We start from the raw sequence: 22583 nt of genomic DNA on the forward strand, positions 1-22583 counted from the left end.
ACATTCGAGACCGTCAATCGCCATGATGTGACCACAGCCGCGTCGCGAATCTGCCAAACACCTCTCGGCAAGCCCGAACGGCTTCGCTACGGGCTCGCCGGCCCGTTCGAATTAGGATGTTGAGGGAGACGCCGAGGATGCCCCTGCGCTGGGAGATTCTTGATCCGCAGAAGCTGATTCACGTCGTTGCCGAAGGCGAGGTGACGCTCAAGGAGATGGAGGCGCATTTCGACGCGCTGGTCGTGGCGAATGCGCTCGGCTACTCGAAGCTGTTCGACGCGACCCGCCTCAAGCCGGTCTACGACGCCGCCGATGTGATGGCCATGGGCGCGCGGCTGAGCGCCTATACGGAACACTTCCCGAGCGGGCCGCTGGCCGTCATCGGGCGCGACGAGTCCGTTGTCCTGGCCTTCAAGCGCTTCGTCAACATCTCGCCGTCGAAGCGCCCGGCCGCCCTGTTCTCGACAGAGAAGAAGGCCCGCGCTTGGCTGGCCAAGCAGGCCGCGCCCGAAGTCGAGGGGCCTAAACCCGACCGTGGCAGTGCTTGAACTTCTTGCCGGAGCCGCAGGGGCACAGGGAGTTGCGTGAGACCTTGCCCCAGGTCGCGGGATCGTTGGGATCGACCGGGCCCTTGGCCACGGGACGCGGGCGGTGCAGCGTCGCCACGCCGCCGCCATCCGGGTCGGCCGGATCGTAGGCGGGGTCGTCGCTCATCGACGCGGCCAGCGCGGGGTCCTCGTGCACCTCGTGCATGTTGGACGGCATCTCCGGCATCGGCGGCGGCTCCATGCGGATCTGCAGGGTCGCCAGCAGCGTGACCACCTGCTCGCGCAGGTTGGTGAGCAGGTCGCTGAAGAGGTTGAAGGCCTCGCGCTTGTACTCGTTCAGCGGATCCTTCTGGCCGTAGGCGCGCAGCCCGATGCCCTGACGCAGATGGTCGAGGTGCAGGAGATGGTCCTTCCAGCTCTGGTCGAAGATCTGCATCAGCACGCTCTTCTCGACCTGGCGCCAGACGTCGGGTCCGTACTGCGCGGCCTTCTGCGCGAACACGCGCTCGACCGCGTCATTGAGGCGAACCTTGATCTCCTCGTCGGCGATGCCCTCTTCCTTGGCCCACTCTTCGACCGGCAGGTCGAGGCCGAAGATGCGCTGCACGTCGTCCTTGAGCTCGCCGATCTTCCACTGCTCGGCGTAGACGCCCTCGGGGATGGTCCGGCGGATGAGCGTGTCGACCACGTCGCGGCGCATGCCGGCGACCGTGTCGGACACGTCCTCGGTGCCCATCAGCTCGATGCGCTCCTTGTAGATCTCCTGGCGCTGGGCGTTCATCACGTCGTCGAAGCGCAGCAGGTTCTTGCGGATCTCGAAGTTGCGCGCCTCGACCTTGCCCTGCGCCGTTTCCAGCGCCTTGTTGAGCCAGCGATGGGTCAGCGCCTCGTCGTCGGCCATGCCCTTCTTCTGGACCCAGTCGAGGACCTTGTTGTTGCCGAAGATGCGCATCAGGTCGTCTTCGAGCGACAGGAAGAAGCGCGAGGCGCCGGGATCGCCCTGGCGGCCCGAGCGGCCGCGCAGCTGGTTGTCGATGCGGCGGGATTCGTGGCGTTCGGTGCCGACCACGAACAGGCCGCCCGCCTCGCGCACGATCGCGCGGTCGCGTTCGACGCCGGCGCGGATCTCGGCCTCGACGCGGGCGATCTCGGCGTTGCGGGCCGCCTCGTCGGGGAACTTCGCGGTGATCTCCGGCACGCTCTGCTGCACCAGCATCTCGACGTTGCCGCCGAGCTGGATGTCGGTGCCGCGGCCGGCCATGTTGGTGGCGATGGTGACGGAGCCCGGACGTCCGGCCTGGGCCACGATCTGGGCTTCCTGGTCGTGGAAGCGGGCGTTCAGCACGTTGTGGGGGATGCCGGCCTTCTTCAGCGCTTCCGACAGCTCCTCGGACTTCTCGATCGACACGGTGCCGACCAGCATGGGTTGCTGGCGCGCGCGGCATTCGCCGATCAGCTTGACGATGGCGCGCGTCTTGTCGGCCAGGGTCCGGTAGATCTCGTCGTCGGCGTCCTTGCGGGCCACCGGCACGTTGGTCGGGATCTCGACGACATCGAGCTTGTAGATCTCGGAGAACTCGGCGGCTTCGGTCAGCGCCGTGCCGGTCATGCCCGAGAGCTTCGGATACATGCGGAACAGGTTCTGGAAGGTGATCGAGGCCAGCGTCTGGTTCTCGCGCTGGATCTCGACCTGCTCCTTGGCCTCGAGCGCCTGGTGCAGGCCTTCGGAATAGCGGCGGCCCTGCATCATGCGGCCGGTGAACTCGTCGATGATGACGACCTGGCCGTCCTTCACGATGTAGTCGACGTCGCGACTGAACAGCTTGTGGGCGCGCAATGCCTGGGTGATGTGATGCAGCACCGAGACCATGGTCGGCGCGTAGAGGCTGATGCCCTCGGCCAGCAGCCCGTCGGTGCGCAGGATGTCCTCGATCGCCTCGATGCCGGCGTCGGTCAGGACGACCGTGCGGTTCTTCTCGTCCTTCTCGAAATGCTCGGGCTTGAGCTTGGGGATCACCGTATCGGCGCGGCGATAGAGCTCGGAGGAATCCTCGGCGGGGCCCGAGATGATGAGCGGGGTGCGCGCCTCGTCGATCAGGATCGAATCGACCTCGTCGACAATGGCATGGTTGAAGGGCCGCTGGACCATCGCGTCCAGGCGATACTTCATGTTGTCGCGCAGATAGTCGAAGCCGATCTCGTTGTTGGTGCCGTAGGTGACGTCGCAGGCATAGGCTGCCTTGCGCTGCTCGTCGTCGAGTTCGTGGACGATGATGCCGACGGTGAGGCCGAGGAACCTGTAGACGCGGCCCATCCATTCGGCGTCACGGCGGGCCAGATAGTCGTTCACGGTGACGACGTGCACGCCTTTGCCGGTGAGCGCGTTCAGGTAGGTGGCGAGCGTGGCGACCAGCGTCTTGCCTTCGCCGGTCTTCATCTCGGCGATCTTGCCCTGGTGCAGGACGATGCCGCCCTTCAGCTGGACGTCGAAGTGGCGCTGGCCGAGTGTCCGCTTGGCCGCCTCGCGCACCGTCGCGAACGCTTCGGGCAGCAGACTGTCGAGCGTTTCGCCCTTGGCCAGGCGTTCGCGGAATTCGACGGTCTTGCCTTTCAGCTGGTCGTCCGAAAGGGCGACGAACTCCGGCTCGAGGGCGTTGATCTTCGCCACCGTCTTGTCGAAGCCTTTGACGATCCGGTCGTTGGCCGTCCCGAAGAGCGTCCGGGCAAGCGCGCCAAGCATGAAAACCTCGATATTCTAATGACTTAGGCGGGCACAGCGGCCCGCCCTTCCTGTGAGAGATAGAGAGCGCCCGGTAGAGTGTCAACGCAGCGGACCACCGCAGGCACGGCGAAGGGCCGACCATAAAGTGTCATCGCCCCGACATGGACGCCATGCTCACGGAAAAGTGCCGCAATTCAGCGCCATCACCCACCCTGCCGGGGAGGCGGCGCTTGCTTGGCCCAATGGGCCCTGTGTAAACCGTTTGCGCCTTTCGAAACGAATGAATCTGCTGGAGTCCGCCATGAGTCATGACCTGCGTTCCTTGCGCCTCGCCCTCCTGAGTGGCGCGGTCGCGCTCCTCGCGGGTCCGGTCCTGGCCCAGACCCCGCCGGCCGGCCAGCCCGCGAAGCCCCCCGCGGCTCCCGCCGCCCCGGCCGCCAAGCCGCCGGCCGCCGCCGCGACTCCGGCCACCATCAAGGACCCGGTCGTGGCCATCGTGAACGGCCAGCAGATCCGCCTGTCCGAACTCGAGATCGCCCAGCAGTCGCTGCCGCAGCAGTATCGCTCGATGCCGCTGCAGGCGGTGTTCCCGGCGCTGCTCGAGCGCATCATCGACAGCAAGCTGGTCGTCCAGGAAGGCAGGAAGACCAAGACCAACGAGGATCCGGCTTTCAAGAAGCGCATGGCTTTCGTCGAGGAGCAGGTCCTGCAGGATTTCTGGATCCAGCGTGAGATCTCCCGCCTCGTCACCCTGGAGAAGATCCAGGCGCGCTACCAGGAGCGCCTGAAGTCGATGCCGCCGGAAGAAGAGGTTCATGCGCGCCACATCCTGGTCGCCACCGAGGACGAGGCCAAGGCGATCATCGCCGAGCTGAAGAAGGGCACGCCCTTCGACAAGATCGCCAAGGAGAAGTCGACCGACAAGGCTTCGGGCGCCGAGGGCGGCGATCTCGGCTGGTTCAAGAAGTCCGACATGGTGAAGGAATTCGCCGATGCCGCCTTCGACCTGAAGAAGGGTCAGACCTCGGAGACGCCGACCAAGACCCAGTTCGGCTACCACGTCATCAAGATCGACGATCGTCGCACGGCGCCGCCGCCGGCCCTGGAAGAGCTTTCCGACCAGATCCGCGAGGAACTGGCGCGTGAGGCGGTGACCGCCCAGCTCGACAAGATCCGGGCCGGATCGAAGATCGAGAAGTTCAACATCGACGGGACCAAGGCGGAGGCGGCACCGGCTGCGCCTGCTGCGCCGGCGGCTCCCGCCGCGACCCCGGCCAAGCCCGCTGCTCCGGCCCAGCCGCCGAAGTAGGGGCCGCGCGCAAGTAGAACTCACGTTTTGGGGCGTTTCTGGTGTAGGCTCCGCCGCTGGCCGGCCGCGTACCTGTGGCCGTGCCTGAGGGGAGAACCATGTCCGCCACGCACGCCGTATCGCCGCTCGCACCCAAGTCGATTCCGAGTCTGCCCCGCATTGCGGGGGTAAAGCTCGGCGTTGCGCGCTCGGGCGTGCGATACATCGACCGCGACGACGTCCTGCTGGCGGTCGTGCCGGCGGGGGCGACCATCGCGGGTGTCCTGACCAAATCCAAGACGTGCTCGGCGCCGGTCGACTGGTGCCGCAAGAACCTGGCCCGCGGCAAGGTCCGCGCGATCGTGGTCAATGCCGGCAACGCCAATGCCTTCACCGGCAAGCTGGGCGACAAGGCGGTCGAGGAGACGACCCGGGCCATCGCCCAGGCGCTGGGCTGCCCGCGCAACGAGGTCTTCATGGCCTCGACCGGCGTGATCGGCCAGCCGCTCGAGTGGGAGAAGATCGCGGCCGTCGTGCCGGCTCTCATCAAGTCGGGCAAGGAAGACGCCTGGTCGGCCGCCGCGGGCGCCATCATGACCACCGACACCTTCCCGAAGCTCGCCACGCGCCAGGCCAAGATCGGCGAGCGCACGGTGACGGTGAACGCCTTCCTCAAGGGCTCGGGCATGATCGCGCCGGACATGGCGACGATGCTGGGCTTTGCCTTCACCGACGCCAAGATCCCGGGCCCCGTCCTGCAGAAGCTGCTCTCCGACGCGGCCGACAAGTCGCTCAACTGCGTCACCGTCGACGGCGACACCTCGACCAGCGACACCTTCCTGATGGTCGCCACGGGCGCGGCGCGCCACGCGCCGATCGAAGAGGCCGACGACCCCGTGCTGGTCGATTTCAAGCGCGCCCTCGACGAGGTGATGATCGAGCTGGCGCAGCTTCTCGCGCGTGACGGCGAGGGCGCCACCAAGTTCGTGACCATCAACGTGGGCGGCGCCTCGTCGAATGGTGCCGCGCGCAAGATCGGCCTGGCGGTCGCCAACTCGCCGCTGGTCAAGACCGCGATCGCCGGCGAGGACGCCAACTGGGGCCGCATCGTCATGGCGGTCGGCAAGTCGGGCGAGCGCGCCGATCGCGACAAGCTGCGCATCTCGATCGGCGGCGTGCGGATCACCGACCAGGGCCAGGTCGTGCCGAATTACGACGAGGCGCCGGTCGCCCAGCACATCAAGGGCTCCGACGTGGTGATCGACATCGATCTCGGCATCGGCCGCGGCCGTGCCACCGTCTGGACCTGCGATCTCACACACGGCTACATCGACATCAACGGCAGCTACCGCTCCTGATGGACGGCTTCGACGATTCGTGTCCGGGCGGCCCGCCGCCGCTCGGCGAGCGGCCGCTCGTGCTGGTGGCGGCGGTCGCCCTGGTCGATACCGACAGCCGCGTCCTCATCGCCCAGCGCCCGGCCGGCAAGTCGATGGCCGGCCTCTGGGAATTTCCCGGCGGCAAGGTCGATCCCGGCGAGACCCCGGAGCAGGCGCTGGTGCGCGAGCTGCACGAGGAGCTGGGCATCGAGACGGCGACGAGCTGCCTGGCGCCGATCGCCTTCGCCAGCCACGGCTACGAGAAGTTCCATCTCCTGATGCCAGTCTTCGCCTGCCGCAAATGGAACGGCACGCCCCAGCCGCGCGAAGGCCAGACCCTGAAATGGGTCGCCCCGATGGAGCTCAACAAGTATCCGATGCCGCCCGCCGACCTGCCGCTGGTCGGCCTGCTGCGCGACCTGCTTTAGGTCGACACCCGCAGGGCCGTGCCTTCGCGCCAGCCGAGGAGGTCGCGGAAGATCAGCGCCTGCGCCGTCGCCGCCACCGCGGTGCCGCTGTAGGACACGAGGATGGCCGCCGTCCAGGTGATCACGGCCGCCGATTCGTCGGCGCCCAGCACGCCGCGCGTCAGCCCGAGCACCACGAGGGTCGCCATGGTGGTGGCGAGCGCGCTCGTGAGGAAGATCAGGAACAGCACGCCGATGATCGTCCAGGCGTTGCCGCGGCTGTGAGCCCATGACAGGCGCGGCGAGAAGGGCTCGTCGACCGAGGTCGCGGCGAGGCCGTAGCTGACGCGCAGCGCCAGCACGATCGACACGGTGAAGCCCGCACCGATCGGCGCGGCCAGCGCCTGCTTGCGCGCGACCTCGGGATCGATCGCGGCGCCCGCCGCCAGCATCTCGGGATCGATCGTGCCCAGGGTCAGCACGAAGGCCGCGAGCAGCACGAAGGTGAAGCCGCCGACCTTGATCAGGTGAATGAGGAATGCCGTCTCGCGCGCCGACCAGCCGAGCCCAGGCAAGCGACCGACGCGTTGGGGCCCGAGCAGGACGACGCGCTGCCACGCCACCATGAACATCACCGTTGGCACGATATCGACGGCCTTCTCGATCAGCATCGGCATCAGCGAGTCGCGGCTCATCGTCGATCCCAGCAGCCGTATCGCAAGCGAGGCGATCCACGGAATGGTCACGAGATGGAACAACAGGCCGAGGTTGGAAAAGACGAAGCCGAAGCTTTGGGCGACCAGGCCGCCGAACGAGAGTTTCACCACGGGCACGATCTAGCTCCGTTCCACTTTTTCGCCGGCACTCAGTTCGGAGGTCCCCAGCGCGTCGGCCAGTCGCTGCGCGGCGCTGCCGGGCTTGAGCGCCTTGGGCTGGGAGGCGTGCGGCGACCAGCCATGCAGGAACAGGACCTCGAAGCTCGCAGAGACCCGGCCGCCGGGGCGCGTGAACCGGTCGCCGTAGAGTTCTGCAGCGCGCAGCAGCACGGCGCGCCGCGTCACGGTGCGGCGCCGGCCGACCACAAGGTTGCCTTCGCCCATCCGGCTCAAATCGCGCATCAGGGCGAGCGCACTCTCGTATTCGACCTCGATCGTCTCGCTGTCGGCCACCGGCAGGGCGAAGCCCGCGCGCTGCAACAGGCCGGCCGCGTCGCGCAGGTCGGCGAAGGGCGACACGCGCGGGCTCAAGCCGCCATCGATCTCGCTCTCGGCGGCCGCCAGTGCCTGGCGCAACTGCCACAAGGTGGCGCCGCCCAGCATCGCGCCGAGGAACAGGCCGTCGGGCTTCAGGATGCGCGCGATCTGGATCAGCGTGCCCGGCAGGTCGTTGACCCAGTGCAGGCTCATGGCGCTCAGCACCAGGTCGAAGCGGCCGGCGGCGAAGGGCAGGAACTCCTCGTCGGCAACGATTGCCGGTCCGTGCGCCCGTCGTGCGAAGCCATGGCTCAGATCGGCGCGCATCAGCTGCCCGACGGTCGGGCGCCCGCCCAGGGCGGTCGCCACCTCGTCGCCGTGGCTGCCGAGATCGAGGGCCAGGGGAAAGGTGCGGCGCACGTCCGTCAGGCGGTCGACCAGCCGCTCGGCGATCTCGCGTTTCAGGAAGTCATGACGGTCCCAGTCGCGGGCGGCGCGTTCGCGACGCTGGCGCAGGAGGGCACGGTCGAACACCAGCAGAGGGTCGAGGCCCGTCACGGGGAATTTCTCGTCACAGTGGGTATGTAAGACCAAAGGGCTTCGGCGGGTAGGGGAACGCCATCCTGTGGGCGCATTTGCCCGCCCCAATCCGACGCATGGTGCCGATGGGCGTGAAAGGGGCGGTGAGCGGAGTGGGCCGGGCCGTGCTGGACGCGGTTCTGCCGCCGCTCTGTCTCGGCTGCAACGAGATCGTCGAAGCACCGGGAGCCTTGTGCGCGGCCTGCTGGCAGGGATTTTCCTTCATTTCCGCCCCGCACTGCGCCTGCTGCGGCACGCCCTTCGTGGAAGACCTTGGCGACGAGGCGCTCTGCGCCGGCTGCCTGGTCCGTCGCCCGCGCTACCACCGGGCCCGGGCCGCGCTGGTCTATGACGACCAGAGCCGCCGGCTCGTCCTGCCGTTCAAGCACGGTGACCGCACGGACATCGCGCGGGCCTGTGGCGGCTGGATGGCGCGGGCCGGTGCCGATCTTCTCGCCTCGGCCGACCTTGTCGCGCCGGTGCCGCTTCATTGGCGGCGGCTTCTGGTGCGACGCTACAATCAGGCGCTGCTGCTGGCCCGCATCGCCGTGCGCACGGCGCCACCTCGACACGACCTGCATCTGGCGCCCGACCTGTTGCGGCGGCGGCGCTGGACGGGGTCTCAGGCCGGTCTCAAGGCGACGGAGCGGCGGCGCAACGTCCGCGAGGCCTTCGACATTCATCCGAAATGGCGACCGCACGTGGCCGGCAAGACCGTTCTGCTGGTCGACGACGTCCTGACGACCGGCGCGACGGTCGAGGCGTGCACGCGCACGCTGGAACGCGCCGGGGCCAAATCGGTTGATGTCCTGACACTGGCGCGGGTCGTCCGGCCAGCGTTATAGTTCGAGAAAGAGGTTCACCCATGGCCAAGATCGAGATTTATACGACGCCGTTCTGCGGCTACTGCGCACGCGCCAAGAGCCTGCTCGACAGCAAGGGCGCGGACTACGAAGAGACCGACGTGATGATGGACGACAAGAAGCGCACCGAGATGCGCAGCCGTACCAATCGCACCAGCGTGCCGCAGATCTTCATCAACGGGCAGCACATCGGCGGCTCCGACGATCTCGCCGCTCTCGAACAGGCGGGCAAGCTCGACGCGCTGCTCGCACAGCCGGGCTGAGGAGCTTCCATCATGACCGCGTTCAAGGCCGGCCTGATCCAGACCAACGTCAGCAACGACATGGCCGAGAACGTGGCCTCCCTGCGCGAGCAGGCGAAGCTCGCGCGCGAAGCGGGCGCCGACTTCATCATGACGCCGGAGAACACCGGCCTGATCGGCGCCAATCGCACCGAGACGCTGGCCAAGGCGCAGACCGAGGAAGAGCACGCGATGCTCGCGGCCTGCCGTGCCGCGGCACGCGACACCGGCGCCTGGTTCCTGCTGGGCTCGATCCATGTGCGGGTGCCGGGCGAAGAGCAGATCCGCAACCGCTCCTATCTGATCGATTCGTCGGGCGGCATCGTGGCGAGCTACGACAAGATCCACATGTTCGACGTCCAGCTCGCGGGCGGCGAGAGCTACCGTGAGTCCTCGACGTTCAAGCCGGGCGAGAGAGCGGTGCTGGCCGAGACGCCGTGGGGCTTGCTCGGCATGACGATCTGCTACGACCTGCGCTTTCCCTATCTTTATCGCGAGCTGGCGCATGCCGGCGCCACGATGCTGGCGATCCCGTCCTCCTTCACCGTGCCGACGGGCCAGGCGCACTGGCACACGCTGATGCGCGCCCGCGCCATCGAGACCGGCTGCTTCGTCTTCGCGCCGGCCCAGGTCGGCACGCACAAGGGCTCCAACCGCAAGACCTACGGTCACTCGATCGCGGTCGCCCCGTGGGGCGAGGTGCTGGCCGATGCCGGCGGCGAAAAAGCGGGCTTCGTCATTGCCGATGTCGACATGGCGAAGATCGAGGAGGCGCGGAAGATGGTCCCGTCGCTGACGCATGACCGCAAATACGCGCCGGCGACCCTGCACAAGGCCACGATCGCCAAGGCGGCGGAGTAGCCGACTTAGGGAGGCGACCTGCGAGGCCATCTCATGGCCAAACAGGTGCGCCTTCCAACCCCGCAGTTTCCGGCAGGCCGCAGATCAGGTTCGCATTCTGCACCGCCTGGCCGGCTGCTCCCTTGCCGAGATTGTCGACCACACCCATCGCGATCACCAGGTTGCGCTCCGGATCGGCCGCGTAGCTGACGAACGCCAGGTTCGAGCCGGTCGCCCATTTGGTCTGCGGCGGCTTGTCGGTGACGCGGACGAACGCGCGTCCGGCGTAGAAGTCCCGCGCCGCGTCCAGGCACTGCTCCGTGGTGGCGCGGCCGCGACAGTAGATTGTGGCGAGTACGCCGCGGGTCATCGGCACCAGGTGCGGCGTGAACACCAGCCCGGCTGCGCTGCCGCCGCCCAGCCGCTCGATCGTCGTGGCCATCTCGGGCATGTGGGTGTGCTTGAGCAGACCGTAGGGCATCAGGTTCTCGTTGCTCTCGGCGTAGCCGAACCTGTTGTCGGCACCGCCCCGGCCGGCGCCGGAGATCCCGGTCTTGGCGTCGATCACGATGTTGCCGGGCTCGATCAGCTTGCCGGCCAGCAGCGGCGCCAGCGCGGTCAGCGTCGCCGCCGGGAAGCAGCCGGGGTTGGCGACGCGAGTCTGTCCTTCGATCTGTGACGGCCAGACGTCGGCCAGGCCGTAGGCCCAACCCTCGACGTAGCGGTGGTCGCCGCCGATATCGACGATCTTCACGTCCTGGGGCACGCGGGCCAGCGCCTCGGCCGAGGTGCCGGTGGGCAGCGACGCGAACAGCAGGTCGAGCTTCGGCAGGCGCGCCGGGTCCCACTTCTCGATCACCAGACCGGCCAGCCTGGCCGGCGCACCGGGAAACCGGTCGCCCAAGCGGCTGCCGGCGCTGCCTTCGCCGGCGGCGTAGACGAGTTCGAAGGACGGGTGGCTCGCGACCAGGCGCATCGCCTCGCCGCCGCCAAAACCGCTGATTCCGACAATGCCGACGCGAATGCTCATGGTTGTGTCCTGCTGCTGGAGTAAGGGCAAAGAAAAACCCCCGAAAGCCAAGGGCTGCGGGGGTTCGGAGATGCGGGCTGATGCCGCCTCGGGGGTGGACCGCTAGGGCGCGGACCTCACCGGGTGAGGGGCCTGTCTGCACGCAGCCACGAAAGCCGCCGCTGGAAGCAGCGACGGCGTCGGTTTGCGGTGCGGAGGTGGGCGCCACTCATGGGACGTCACTTAGTGGTTCGCCCGAACGTCTGTCAACGAGCGTTCGGAGCTGCACGGCGTCGTAGGCCGCTGTTCCGGGAGGTACCCTAGAGCGCCTCGAACAGGTGCTCGTACGTCGCGACGAGGCCGTCCTCGTCGAGATCGAGTCTTGCCGTGAAGCCCTCGGACACACCTTTGTCGACATAGAGCCAGGCGCGCGGGCCGAGAGGCTCATAGCGCTGGCGCGACGGCTGACAGCTGAGAGCGGGCGCATCGACGAACAGCGCGAGCAGATCGCCGCCTGCCGCGCCCAGGCGCCGGATCGCGAGGCTGTTGCAAAAGGGAGTCGCCGAGACGTCGACCTCGTGACAGCCCGCGAGGTCGCTGCGCGGCTCACCATCGACGCGCCAGCTCGTATCGCCGGTCCGTTCGATCGTGAGCGACGTCTCGACCGCGTCGGTACGCTCGACGTGGAGCGTGCGCGTCCGCCAGGACGTGTCGAGGTCCCAGCGATAGCGCAGGCCGAATCCTTCCGCGCCGGCATGGACCAGTGTCGAGCGGACGGTCAGCCCGAAGGCCGTGGTCGACAAGGTCATGAGCTCGAGGCCGGGCTCGTCGAGGCGCCGCCATTTGCGGAATATTCGGCTGGATCGCATGCGTAATCCTTGCGGCGAAACTGGCAAAAATTGCGGCGGCTTCGGCCTCGACCGAGACCCCGAATCGCGCCAGTCTCGGCCACCCCATCCTGGAGCATCCGATGTCCTCTTCCAGACTCGTGATTCGCAATGGCACCATCGTCGATGGCTCGGGCGGCGATCCCTATGAAGCCGATCTTTCAATCGTCGACGGCAAGATCGCGGCGATAGGGAGGGACATTGCCAAGGGCGAAGAGGAGATCGACGCGCGTGGCAGGCTGGTGACGCCGGGTTTCGTCGACGTTCACACCCACTATGACGCGCAGGTGACGTGGAGCGAGCGGCTGTCGCCGTCGTCGTGGAACGGCGCCACCACGGTCGTGCTCGGCAATTGCGGCGTCGGCTTCGCGCCCTGCCACGAGGATCAGCACGCGATGCTGATCAACCTGATGGAGGGGGTGGAGGACATTCCCGAGGTCGTGCTGGCGGAGGGCCTGCCGTGGAACTGGCACAGCTTTCCGGATTTCATGGATGCTATCGCCGCGCGTTCCTACGATGCCGATGTGGCGACGCAGGTGCCGCACGCGGCGTTGCGCGTCTATGTGATGGGCCAGCGCGGCGCCGACCGGGAGCCGGCGACCGAGCAGGATCGCGATCGCATGGCCGAGCTCACTATCGAAGGCGTGCGCGCCGGCGCACTGGGCTTTTCGACCTCGCGCACGCTCAATCACAAGTCGGCCGACGGCAAGCACATCCCGACCCTACGCACCGAGGAGGCAGAGCTCACCGCCATTGCCCGCGCGATGCGCCGGGCCGACGCCGGCTGGCTGCAGATCGTGTCGGATTTCCAGGAAGGCGAGGTCGCGCTGTTCCGCCGATTGGCGAAGGAATCCGGGCGGCCGGTCACCATCACCTTGCTGCAGTCCAACGCCCGCCCCGACGGCTGGCGCGAGACCATGGCGGAGATCGACGAGGCCAATCGGGAGGGGCTGCGCATCACCGCCCAGGTCCGCACGCGGCCGACCTCCGTGCTGCTGGGCCTCGAGCTGTCGCAGACGCCGTTCACGGGCCGGCCGAGTGCCGACAGCGCCGGCCGCCTGCCGTTCGCCGAGCGCCTCGCGCAGTGGCGCACGCCCGAATTTCGGGCGCGCGTGCTCGCCGAATCTTTCGAAGGCGACAGGCAGAGGCGGCTGGTCGACCGCTGGGATCGTATGTTCCCGCTGGGCGATCCGCCGGATTACGAGCCGACCGCGGACCAGAGCATCGCCGCCATAGCCGCGCGACAGGGCCGCCCGCCCGCCGAGGTCGCGTACGACATGCTGCTCGAACGCGATGGCAAGCAGATCATCTATCTTCCCGTGACGAACTTCGTCGCCGGCAATCTCGACGTGGTGCGCGAGATGATCGACCGGCCCAACACCTTGCTGGGCCTGGGCGACGGTGGCGCTCATGTCGGGGTGATGTGCGACGCGACGGCGACCAGCTACACGCTGACGCACTGGACGCGCGATCGTGCGCGCGGCTCGCTGTTTCCGGTGTCGTGGGCCATCAAGCGGCTGACCGCCGACAATGCGGCGGAGATCGGTCTGCGCGACCGCGGGCTGCTGCAGGTGGGCCTGAAGGCCGACATCAACGTCATCGATTACGACAAGATGCGACTGCGCCGACCCGAAATCGTCTACGACCTGCCGGCCGGCGGAAAGCGACTGATCCAGCGAACCGAGGGCTTCGACGCGACCGTCGTGTCGGGCGCGATCGTCTATCGGCAGGGCGAGGCGACCGGCGCGCTGCCCGGCCGGCTGATCCGCGGCGCGCGCGGCGCCTGAGCGGAAGCTAGAGACGGCGGGCGGCGATCCTCTGCACCATCGCCATCTTCGGCTGGCTGATCATGCGCGCTTCGTAGGCGGTCACCGAAAAGCGCCCGCGCACGAGGTCGAGCAGTTCGCCGTCCTTCAGCAGGAATTCCGGGCGGCTTGGCTTTCCGAAGCGCTCGTTGCCCTCCATGAAGGTCTCGTAGAGCAGGATGCCGCCCGGCAGCAGCGTCTCGAAGAGTGCCGGAAACAGCGGACGGTGCAGGTAGTTGGTGACGACGATCGCGCCGAAGCGGCGGCCGGCCAGCGGCCACGGCGAACCATCCTCGAGATCGGCTGCGATCACTTCGATCGTGTCGGACGGCACGAGGTTGCTCACGTCGCGATCCAGCGCGGTCACCCGGTGACCGCGGGCGGCGAAGAATGCGGTGTGGCGACCGTTTCCGGCGGCGAGATCGAGGACGGCGGCGCCGGGCGGGACGAGGCCGGCCCAGGCGGCGATCCAGGAGGAAGGCGTCATGTCTTGCGCACTCCCGCGCCCTTCAGGTTCAGCAGGTTGCCCGAGAGGATCAGCGCGGCGCCGAGGATCGTGAGCATGTCCAGCCGTTCGTTGTAGAGCAGCCAGCCGGCGAGGGCGGTCAGCGGCACGCGCAGGAAATCCATCGGAACGACGACGGTGGCGTCGGCATGCAGCATGGCGCGCGTCAGGCAGTAGTGCGAGAAGGTTCCGCAGAAGGCGATGGCGATGATCCAGGCCCAGACATAGGCCGAGGGCCAGCGCCAGATCTCGAGCGCCGGCACCAGACCGATGATCGACTGGATCAGCAGCATCCAGAACAGGATGGTCACCACGCTGTCGGTGCGGGTCAGTGACTTCACCATGGTCACCGAGATGGCGAAGCCGACGGCGGCCGCCAGTGCGATGATCTGGCCGGGCACGATCTCGTTGGCCCCTGGCCGCACGATGATGACGACGCCGACGATCCCGAACGCCACCGCGAGGTTCTTCCACAGCCCCATCCGCTCGCCCAGGAAGGCGACCGCCAGGATCGCCGTCCAGATCGGCATGGTGAACTCGATGGAGATGACCTGGGCCAGCGGGATCAGGGTCAGCGCCTTGAACCAGGCGAACTGCGCGCCGTAGTGGGCGATGTTGCGGCCGGCCTGCTGCCAGGGCCGCGCCGTCTTCAGCTTGCCGAAGCCGCCCGCGCGGTGGATCAGCGGATACAGCATGGCCAGGCCGATGACCGAGCGCATCTCCAGGATCTGGAACACGTCGAGTTCGCGCGTCGTCTCCCGTCCGGCAATCGCCATGACGAGCATGGCCGTCAGCCAGCCGGCCATCCAGAAGGCAGCTTTGAGATTGGAGGGTTGCGGAGACATCGACGGCTGCTGCTGGGGGCCTCGAGAGGCGGGGCGCGACAATCGGGCCTTGCGTCCGACCCGACAAGCCACCATTTTTCTGGTTGTCATGATTTTGTATCGCTTGCGCTGCGCCAACGGCCACGAGTTCGACAGCTGGTTCAAGGACAGCAAGACCTATGAACGTCAGGAGAAGAAATCCCTGATCGGCTGTGCCGTCTGCGGCACCGACAAGGTCGAGCGCGCCCTCATGGCGCCCCGCATCGGCAAGAAGGGCAAGGACGCCACGCTGCCGGCCGTCGTCGAGGCGCCTGGGACGGAAACGCCCGTCGCGCCGTCGCCCGAGCAACAGCAGCAGATCGCGGCGCTCGCCCGGCAAATGCCCAAGGAACTGCGCGAGGCCCTGCTGGCGGTCCGCGCCGAGGTCGAGAAGAACTGCGAGCATGTCGGCGACAAATTCGCCGAAGAGGCCCGCAAGATTCACTATGGCGAGAGCGACAAGCGCGGCATCTATGGCCAGACGAGCGAAGAAGAGGCCGACGCCCTGGCAGAGGAAGGCATCGAGTTCGGCCGCCTCCCCTGGATCCCGCGCGGCAACTGATCCGTTCGCCGGGCCGCTATTTGGGCCCCGCGACTCCGTACAGCATGTAGTTCACGTCGAGGTCGGTCTTGTTCAGCGACCATTTGCGGCTGAGCGGACTGTAGACGACGCCGACGATCTCCTGCGGTTCGATGCCGCCGGCGCGCAGGCCGCGCGCCACCTCGGACGGCTTGAGGAATTTCTTCCAGTCGTGCGTGCCGCGGGGCAGCCAGCCCAGCACGTATTCGGCGCCGGCGATGGCGAGCGCCCAGGCCTTGGCGGTGCGATTGAGCGTCGACAGGAAGAGCAGCCCGCCCGGCTTCACGAGGCGGCCGCAGGAGCGCAGGAATAGATCGACATCGGCCACGTGCTCGACGATCTCGAGGGCCAGCACGACGTCGAATTGCGCGCCGCTTTCGGCCAGCGCTTCGGCGGTGCCCTGGCGGTAGTCGATGGCGAGGCCCTGGCCTTCGCCATGCAGCGAGGCGACAGAGATGTTGCGCTCGGAGGCGTCGACCCCTGTGACGGAGGCGCCGAGGCGGGTCATCGGCTCGCAGAGCAGACCGCCGCCGCAGCCGATGTCGAGCAGGGAGAGGCCCTGCAGCGGATCGAAGCCCAGCGGGTCGCGCTGCCAGTGGGCGGCGACCCGGTCGCGGACATAGCCGATCCGCACCGGGTTCAGCCGGTGCAGGGGGGCGAACTTGCCAGCGGGGTCCCACCACTCGTCTGCGATTCGGGAGAAGCGTTCGACGTCGGCGGGATCGACCGTTCCGGCGGTGGGGTTATGCGCGGTTTCAACCATGGTTCTCTTGACCCATATGGCAGCATCGGTGTCTATAGCCCGCTTTCCGGGCAGGGGCTTGCCCTTCGAGTGGGTTCATGGCGCGCATCGTTCTGAAATTTGGCGGCACATCGGTCGGTGACACGGATCGGATCAAGAACGTCGCGCGCAAGGTGAAAGCCGAAGTCGCGCGCGGCAACGAGGTCGCGGTCGTGGTCTCGGCCATGTCGGGCGCCACCAACCAGCTCGTCAAGTGGGTGAACGAGATCTCGCCGCTGCACGATCCGCGCGAATACGATGTCGTGGTGGCGACCGGCGAGCAGGTCACGATCGGCCTGCTGGCGATGGCCCTGCAGCAGGAAGGGGTCAAGTCGCGTTCCTGGGTCGGCTGGCAGCTGCCGATCAAGACCGACGACGCCTACGCAAAGGCGCGTATCGTCGAGATCGACACGGTCGAGATGGCCAGGACGATGGCGGCGGGCGAAGTTCCCGTGGTGCCGGGTTTCCAGGGGATCTCGCCGGAAGGTCGCATCACGACCTTGGGCCGTGGCGGCTCCGACACCTCCGCGGTGGCGCTGGCGGCCGCCCTCAAGGCCGATCGCTGCGACATCTACACCGACGTCGACGGCGTCTATACGACCGATCCCCGGATCGTCGAGAAGGCCCAGAAGATCGATCGCGTGACCTACGAGGAAATGCTCGAAATGGCCTCGCTCGGCTCGAAGGTGCTGCAGACGCGCTCGGTCGAGCTGGCGATGAACCATCATGTACGCGTGCAGGTGCTGTCGTCGTTCGACGAGGCGCTCGGCAGCGATCTGCCCGGAACTCTGGTTGTGGACGAGGAAGAGATCATGGCCCAGGGCCTCGAGAAGTCCGTCGTGAGCGGCATTGCCTTCGCCAAGGACGAGGCGAAGATCACCGTGACCCAGGTGCCCGACCGGCCCGGTGTCGCGGCGGCGATCTTCGGCCCGCTGGCCGCGGCCAACATCAATGTCGATATGATCGTGCAGAACGTCTCGGTCGACGGCAGCTCCACCGACATGACCTTCACGGTGCCCAAGCCGGACCTGGCGCGAGCGGTGCAGCAGCTCGAGCGCGCGAAGGACGAGCTGAAGTTCGCCGAGGTCAAGTCCGACCTCAACGTCTCCAAGGTCTCGGTGATCGGCGTCGGCATGCGCAGCCATGCCGGCGTCGCGCTCAAGATGTTCGAAACCCTCGCGGCCAAGGGCATTAACATCCAGGTCATCTCGACGTCGGAGATCAAGATCAGCGTGCTGGTGGCGGCGGAGTACACCGAACTGGCGGTGCGGGCGCTTCACACAGCCTATGAATTGGACGCCGCCTGAAATCACCCGGAAGGGTATTGGAACGCCCCTAAATCGCGGTTGGACTCTGCGAATTAGCCGGTAGGCAGTCCGGCGCGGGTCTTGCTATAACCCGCGCATGGACGCCGCACTCGCCCATATGTCTTGCAGCAATGCCCGCCCGACCAATTCGGCGGCCGCGGCTTGGCGAGTTTGCGCCTGCGTCATCGACCGCAGCTTCGTCGTCATTCGACTCAAGCATCTAGCGGTCTGACCATGGAGAGATCGACTCCCCTGGCCGGACCGCGAATGCTCCTCAAGCGGCTCCGGGACACGATGGCGCGTGCCGAGTCCGTCGAAGTGACGCTGGGCGAGGTCGTGCGCCTGGTCGCCAACGAAATGGTGGCCGAGGTCTGCTCGATCTACCTGCTGCGGGCGGGCGAGGTGCTGGAACTGTTCGCAACCCAGGGCCTCAACCCGTCGGCCGTCCATGCCACGCGCCTGCGGGTCGGCGAGGGACTGGTCGGCGACATCGCCGCCCACGGCAGGCCGCTGGCGCTCGACGATGCCCAGCATCATCCGCAATTCGCCTACCGCCCCGAGACCGGCGAGGAAATCTACCATTCGCTGGCAGGCGTGCCGATCGTGCGCGCCGGCCGCGTGCTGGGCGTTCTGGTCGTGCAGAACCGCACGCGTCGGCAGTACGACGAGGAAGAGGTCGAGACGCTTCAGACCATCGCCATGGTGCTGGCGGAACTGGTCTCGGCCAGTCACGTCGTCAGTCCCAACGAGGTCCAGCAGGTCGATGGCATCGGACTGCTGCCGCTGCGCGTCGACGGTGTACAGCTCACGCCCGGTGTCGCGATCGGCCGCGCCGTGCTGCACGAACCCCGCATCGTCATCCAGCGCGTGGTGGCGGAGGATGTCGAGCAGGAGAAGGTCCGCTTTCTCGAAGCGCTGCGCGGCGTGCGCGAAGATGTCGATCGCATGCTCGAGGCGCACGACATGCAGTCGGGCGAGCAGCGCGAGATTCTCGAGACCTTCCGCATGTTCGTGGACGATCGCGGCTGGGCCGAGCGGGTGCGCGAGGCAATAGACTCGGGCCTTACCGCCGAGGCCGGCGTGCAGCGTGCCTTCGACGATGTCCGCACGCGCCTCGGCCAGTCGACCGATCCCTATATCCGCGAGCGGCTGAGCGATCTGCAGGATCTCAGCAACCGGCTGCTGCTGCGTCTCACCGGTCGCGTCGCAACCGATCCCAGCACCTTGCCGGACGACATGATCGTGGTCGCCCGCGACATGGGACCGGCCGAGCTGCTCGACTACGACCGCAACCGTCTGCGCGGCGTCGTGCTGGAGGAAGGCTCGGCGCTCAGTCACGTGGCGATCGTGGCGCGGGCCCTCGACATTCCCGTCGTTGGCCGCGCGCCGAACGTGCTGGCGAGGGTCGAGGCCGGCGATCCGATCGTGGTCGACGGTGACAACGCGCAGGTCCTGGTGCGGCCGGCCGAGGACATCCTCCAGACAGTCCATCTTGCGATCGATGCGCGCGCCGAACGCCGCCGCAAGTATGCGGCGCTGCGCGACCTGCCGCCGGCCACGCGCGATCAGGCGCGCATCTCGCTCAACATGAATGCCGGCCTGCTGATCGACATGCAGCATCTCGACGATACGGGCGCCGACGGTGTCGGCCTCTACCGGACCGAGATTCCGTTCATGGTGCGTTCGGAGTTTCCCGACGTCGATGCACAGGCCTGGCTCTACGGGCGCGTGCTCGACCTGGCGGACGGACGTCCCGTCGTTTTCCGGACGCTCGATGTGGGAGGCGACAAGGTCCTTCCCTATATCGGCGCCTTTGGAGATGAAAATCCCGCCATGGGCTGGCGCGCGATCCGCATCGGGCTCGATCGTCCGGCGATGCTGCGTCGTCAGTTGCGCGCCATGATCCTTGCCGCGAGCGGGCGGCCCTTGTCGATCATGTTCCCCATGATCGCCGAGGTCACAGAATTGCTACGGGCGCGTCATCTGCTCGATCTCGAACTCGATCGTTCGAGGCGGCGCGGCCAGCCGGTGCCCGAGCGTCTGCGTGTCGGCGTCATGTTCGAAGTGCCGGCGCTGGCATGGCAACTCGACAGTCTGGTGCCTCATGTCGATTTCATCTCGATCGGCACGAACGATCTCCTGCAGTTCCTCTATGCCGCCGATCGCGGCAACACCCGCATCGCCGGCCGTTACGACAGCTTGTCCCCGGCACTGCTGCGACTGCTACATTTTGTAGTGAACAAAGTGCGGCCTGCAGGCGTGGACGTCGCGGTGTGTGGAGAAATGGCGGGGCGTCCGGTCGAGGCCCTCGCGTTGCTTTCAATAGGCATACGCTCTTTGTCGATGTCGCCCGGCGCGATCGGCCCCGTGAAGGCGATGATTCGTTCGCTTGATCTAAATGAGTCGGCAGGTTTCATGACCACTGCGCTTACGCAACCGGATCGTCCATTGCGCGAGACGTTGCGTCTCTTCGCCGCCGACCATGCGATCGAAATTTAACGACCGAAAGTCGAATCGCTTTTGCCCTGCCATGGGGCCTCTGCTAAGAGTCGCGACGAGGGGACAAGCAGGGAATATCAATGCCGGATCAGGTTGACTGGCGGGCGATTGAGCGCGAGGCCGGACCAGGCCAGGCGGTCGGTCGACTCCTACGCGATCAACGCGAGGCACGCGGTCTGGACCTGACTCAAGTCGAGAAGAGCATCCGCATCAGGCGCTCTCACCTCGAAGCGATCGAGCAAGGTCGCTACGACGAACTCCCCGGCGCCGCCTACATCCCCGCCTTCCTGCGCGCTTACGCGACCCATGTCGGTCTCGATGCCGAGAAGGTCATGACCGCTTATCACCTGTCGGGTGCCGTGCCGATCAAGCGCCCGGTGGCGCTGCCGGCCGATTTCCCGGTCATGGAGAGGCGCGCGCCGATCGGCCTCGCGGTCCTCACGGTTCTTCTCGTCGTCGCTGCGGGCTATGGCGTGTGGCACTACATGCCGCGCGATCAGGCCGTCGTCGCCCAGAAGGTTCCGCCCGTGCCGGACCGTCTGCTCTCCGAGCGGCCGAGCCCGCCGGCTGCCGCCCCCAACCCGTTCGTCGCGCAGTTGCCGTCCGCGACGGCGCCCGACACGCGCACTCTCGGCGGCTCGCTGCCCGCGCAGGTCTGGCCTGCGCAGCGTCTCGATGGTAGCGCGGCGCCTGCAGCTTTGGCGCCGCCGCCGGTCGTCGTCGCCGTTCCCGCGCCGCCCCCCGTCGTGATGACCGTTCCCTCGATCGGCCAGGCGCAGGCCGCGCAGCCGCCGGCCGCCATCGATCCGCCGCGCATCGACCCGGCGCGCGCGCCCGTCGAGGAAGCGACGGCCCGTCCGGCGGAGCCGGCCGCCCCGCCGCCGATTCCGGTGCGGGTCAACACCCCGATCAGCGTGAAGAGCAACAGCTGGGTCGAGCTTCGCGCGCCCAATGGCGACGTGCTGACGCAGACTTATGTCCGGGCGGGCGAGAGCTACGTCGTCCCGGCAGGCATCGCCTACCGCATCACCGAGGCCCGGTAGGGTCCGTCGCGCCTTTGTAACGGCCGCCGGCTGGCGGAGGCGGGGCGCCGCCGCTACATTGTCCCCATGAGCATCAGACCGTACCGCGACATCCAGCGCCGCAAGTCGCGGCGCGTGATGGTTGGGGCCGTGCCGGTAGGCGGCGATTCGCCGATCACCGTGCAGACCATGACCAACACGCTGACCGCGGACGCCGACGCGACCATCGCCCAGATCCGCCGCTGCGAAGAGGTGGGCGTCGATATCATCCGCGTCTCCTGCCCCGACGAGGAGTCGACGGCGGCGCTGCCCCGGATCGTGCGGGCCGCGAAGGTCCCGATCGTGGCCGACATCCACTTTCACTATAAGCGCGCCATCGAGGCGGCGCAGGCGGGCGCCGCGTGCCTGCGCATCAACCCCGGCAACATCGGCAGCGCCGAGCGCGTGCGCGAGGTCGTCAAGGCCGCCAAGGACCACGGCTGCTCCATGCGCATCGGCGTCAATGCCGGCTCGCTCGAGAAGGACCTGCTCGAGAAATACGGCGAGCCCTGTCCGGAGGCGATGGTGGAGAGTGCGCTCGACCATGCGCGCATCCTGCAGGATCACGACTTCCACGAGTTCAAGATCAGCGTGAAGGCGTCGGACGTCTTCCTGGCGGTCGCGGCCTACCAGCAGCTCGCCGAAGCCTGCGACTACCCGCTGCATGTGGGCGTCACCGAGGCGGGCGGCACGCGCACCGGCACGGTGAAGTCGTCGATCGGCATGGGCTCGCTCCTGTGGGCCGGCATCGGCGACACGATCCGGGTCTCGCTCTCGGCCGAGCCGGAGGAAGAGGTCCGCGTCGGCTTCGAGATGCTGAAGGCGCTGAACCTGCGGCATCGCGGCGTGAACGTCATTTCCTGCCCGTCCTGCGCGCGCCAGCAATACGACGTCATCCGCACGGTCGAGGCGCTGGAGAAGCGCGTCGCCCACATCACCACGCCGATGACGGTGTCGGTGATCGGCTGCGTCGTGAACGGCCCCGGCGAGGCGCGCGAAACCGACATCGGCTTCACCGGCGGCGGCTCCAACACCCACCAGGTCTATATTGCCGGCGTTCCGCACCATCGGCTGAAGGACGGCAACGTCGTCGACCATCTGGTCGAGCTGATCGAGAAGAAGGCGGCCGAGATCGAGGCCGCCAGGGCGGAAGAAGCCGAGCGACATCGCGCCGCTGCCGAGTAGC

Annotated in this window: 21 protein-coding genes; 13 read left to right on the top strand and 8 right to left on the bottom strand. The window is 67.4% G+C overall.

What is annotated here, in order from left to right:
* Positions 1-137: 137 nt before the first annotated feature.
* A complete protein-coding gene (locus tag ACP15H_RS00105) occupies positions 138-548 on the top strand; it encodes a hypothetical protein (protein WP_425064203.1) in 411 nt (136 codons plus the stop codon).
* On the opposite strand, the gene secA is transcribed toward ACP15H_RS00105, so the two are convergent.
* Entirely contained in the window at positions 523-3288 is a 2766-nt protein-coding gene (gene secA / locus ACP15H_RS00110; protein ID WP_425064204.1) for a preprotein translocase subunit SecA, read from the bottom strand. The two genes, ACP15H_RS00105 and secA, sit on opposite strands and share 26 nt — an antisense overlap.
* A gap of 283 nt (positions 3289-3571) precedes the next feature.
* Here secA and ACP15H_RS00115 point away from each other — a divergent pair, with 283 nt between their 5' ends.
* From ACP15H_RS00115 to mutT, 3 genes are all read left to right on the top strand, one after another.
* Positions 3572-4579: a peptidylprolyl isomerase gene (locus ACP15H_RS00115; protein WP_425064205.1), complete on the top strand. Its 1008-nt coding sequence runs from the start codon at positions 3572-3574 to the stop codon at positions 4577-4579.
* Positions 4580-4677: 98 nt separating this feature from the next.
* Complete coding sequence (gene argJ, locus ACP15H_RS00120; RefSeq protein ID WP_425064206.1) at positions 4678-5916, top strand: bifunctional glutamate N-acetyltransferase/amino-acid acetyltransferase ArgJ; 1239 nt, start codon at positions 4678-4680, stop codon at positions 5914-5916.
* Positions 5916-6365 carry an 8-oxo-dGTP diphosphatase MutT gene (mutT, locus tag ACP15H_RS00125; RefSeq protein WP_425064207.1) on the top strand — a complete coding sequence of 150 codons (450 nt, stop codon included), beginning with the start codon at positions 5916-5918 and terminating at the stop codon, positions 6363-6365. The genes argJ and mutT overlap by 1 nt, the downstream gene beginning before the upstream one ends.
* Here the strand turns inward: mutT and ACP15H_RS00130 are convergent.
* Positions 6362-7177, bottom strand: a complete 816-nt coding sequence (locus tag ACP15H_RS00130) for a hypothetical protein (RefSeq protein WP_425064208.1) — start codon at positions 7175-7177, stop codon at positions 6362-6364. The genes mutT and ACP15H_RS00130 overlap by 4 nt on opposite strands.
* A 3-nt stretch (positions 7178-7180) precedes the next feature.
* Positions 7181-8095: a methyltransferase domain-containing protein gene (locus tag ACP15H_RS00135; RefSeq protein WP_425064209.1), complete on the bottom strand. Its 915-nt coding sequence runs from the start codon at positions 8093-8095 to the stop codon at positions 7181-7183.
* 146 nt (positions 8096-8241) lie between these two features.
* On the opposite strand from ACP15H_RS00135, the gene ACP15H_RS00140 reads away from it, so the two are divergent.
* Genes ACP15H_RS00140 through ACP15H_RS00150 form a run of 3 tightly spaced genes read left to right on the top strand, consistent with a single transcriptional unit; the run spans position 8242 to position 10121 of the window.
* Positions 8242-8961 carry a ComF family protein gene (locus ACP15H_RS00140; RefSeq protein WP_425064210.1) on the top strand — a complete coding sequence of 240 codons (720 nt, stop codon included), beginning with the start codon at positions 8242-8244 and terminating at the stop codon, positions 8959-8961.
* A 20-nt stretch (positions 8962-8981) separates the two neighbouring features.
* Entirely contained in the window at positions 8982-9242 is a 261-nt protein-coding gene (gene grxC, locus ACP15H_RS00145; RefSeq protein WP_425064211.1) for a glutaredoxin 3, read from the top strand.
* Between the two features lie 12 nt (positions 9243-9254).
* Positions 9255-10121 carry a carbon-nitrogen hydrolase family protein gene (locus ACP15H_RS00150; protein ID WP_425064212.1) on the top strand — a complete coding sequence of 289 codons (867 nt, stop codon included), beginning with the start codon at positions 9255-9257 and terminating at the stop codon, positions 10119-10121.
* Positions 10122-10152: 31 nt separating this feature from the next.
* Here the strand turns inward: ACP15H_RS00150 and argC are convergent, their stop codons facing one another.
* Entirely contained in the window at positions 10153-11130 is a 978-nt protein-coding gene (argC, locus tag ACP15H_RS00155; RefSeq protein ID WP_425064213.1) for an N-acetyl-gamma-glutamyl-phosphate reductase, read from the bottom strand.
* Positions 11131-11429: 299 nt separating this feature from the next.
* Positions 11430-11978 carry a putative glycolipid-binding domain-containing protein gene (locus ACP15H_RS00160; protein ID WP_425064214.1) on the bottom strand — a complete coding sequence of 183 codons (549 nt, stop codon included), beginning with the start codon at positions 11976-11978 and terminating at the stop codon, positions 11430-11432.
* Between the two features lie 101 nt (positions 11979-12079).
* Here ACP15H_RS00160 and ACP15H_RS00165 point away from each other — a divergent pair, with 101 nt between their 5' ends.
* The gene (locus tag ACP15H_RS00165) at positions 12080-13783 is read left to right on the top strand and encodes an N-acyl-D-amino-acid deacylase family protein (protein ID WP_425064215.1); all 1704 of its coding nucleotides are present in this window, start codon (positions 12080-12082) and stop codon (positions 13781-13783) included.
* 7 nt (positions 13784-13790) lie between these two features.
* Here ACP15H_RS00165 and ACP15H_RS00170 read toward each other — a convergent pair whose 3' ends face one another.
* On the bottom strand, positions 13791-14288 hold the full coding sequence (locus ACP15H_RS00170; RefSeq protein ID WP_425064216.1) for a class I SAM-dependent methyltransferase: 498 nt from the start codon (positions 14286-14288) through the stop codon (positions 13791-13793).
* Positions 14285-15151 (bottom strand): DMT family transporter, encoded by an 867-nt coding sequence (locus tag ACP15H_RS00175; protein WP_425064217.1) that lies wholly within the window; start codon positions 15149-15151, stop codon positions 14285-14287. Before ACP15H_RS00175 ends, ACP15H_RS00170 begins: the two co-directional genes overlap by 4 nt.
* A gap of 88 nt (positions 15152-15239) precedes the next feature.
* On the opposite strand from ACP15H_RS00175, the gene ACP15H_RS00180 reads away from it, so the two are divergent.
* Positions 15240-15731 (top strand): DUF1178 family protein, encoded by a 492-nt coding sequence (locus ACP15H_RS00180; RefSeq protein ID WP_425064218.1) that lies wholly within the window; start codon positions 15240-15242, stop codon positions 15729-15731.
* Between the two features lie 16 nt (positions 15732-15747).
* On the opposite strand, the gene ubiG is transcribed toward ACP15H_RS00180, so the two are convergent.
* Positions 15748-16512, bottom strand: a complete 765-nt coding sequence (ubiG, locus tag ACP15H_RS00185) for a bifunctional 2-polyprenyl-6-hydroxyphenol methylase/3-demethylubiquinol 3-O-methyltransferase UbiG (RefSeq protein ID WP_425064219.1) — start codon at positions 16510-16512, stop codon at positions 15748-15750.
* 77 nt (positions 16513-16589) lie between these two features.
* Between ubiG and ACP15H_RS00190 the strand changes: the two genes are divergently transcribed.
* The 4 genes from ACP15H_RS00190 (at position 16590) to ispG (ending at position 22582) form a co-directional block, all read left to right on the top strand.
* Entirely contained in the window at positions 16590-17837 is a 1248-nt protein-coding gene (locus ACP15H_RS00190; RefSeq protein WP_425064220.1) for an aspartate kinase, read from the top strand.
* 234 nt (positions 17838-18071) lie between these two features.
* Positions 18072-20336 (top strand): phosphoenolpyruvate--protein phosphotransferase, encoded by a 2265-nt coding sequence (ptsP, locus tag ACP15H_RS00195; protein ID WP_425064221.1) that lies wholly within the window; start codon positions 18072-18074, stop codon positions 20334-20336.
* Between the two features lie 80 nt (positions 20337-20416).
* On the top strand, positions 20417-21379 hold the full coding sequence (locus tag ACP15H_RS00200; protein WP_425064222.1) for a helix-turn-helix domain-containing protein: 963 nt from the start codon (positions 20417-20419) through the stop codon (positions 21377-21379).
* Positions 21380-21445: 66 nt separating this feature from the next.
* Complete coding sequence (gene ispG, locus ACP15H_RS00205) at positions 21446-22582, top strand: flavodoxin-dependent (E)-4-hydroxy-3-methylbut-2-enyl-diphosphate synthase (protein WP_425064223.1); 1137 nt, start codon at positions 21446-21448, stop codon at positions 22580-22582.
* The last annotated feature ends 1 nt before the right edge of the window (position 22583 follow it).

This window comes from Reyranella sp. (assembly GCF_965249915.1).
Lineage (GTDB): Bacteria > Pseudomonadota > Alphaproteobacteria > Reyranellales > Reyranellaceae > Reyranella.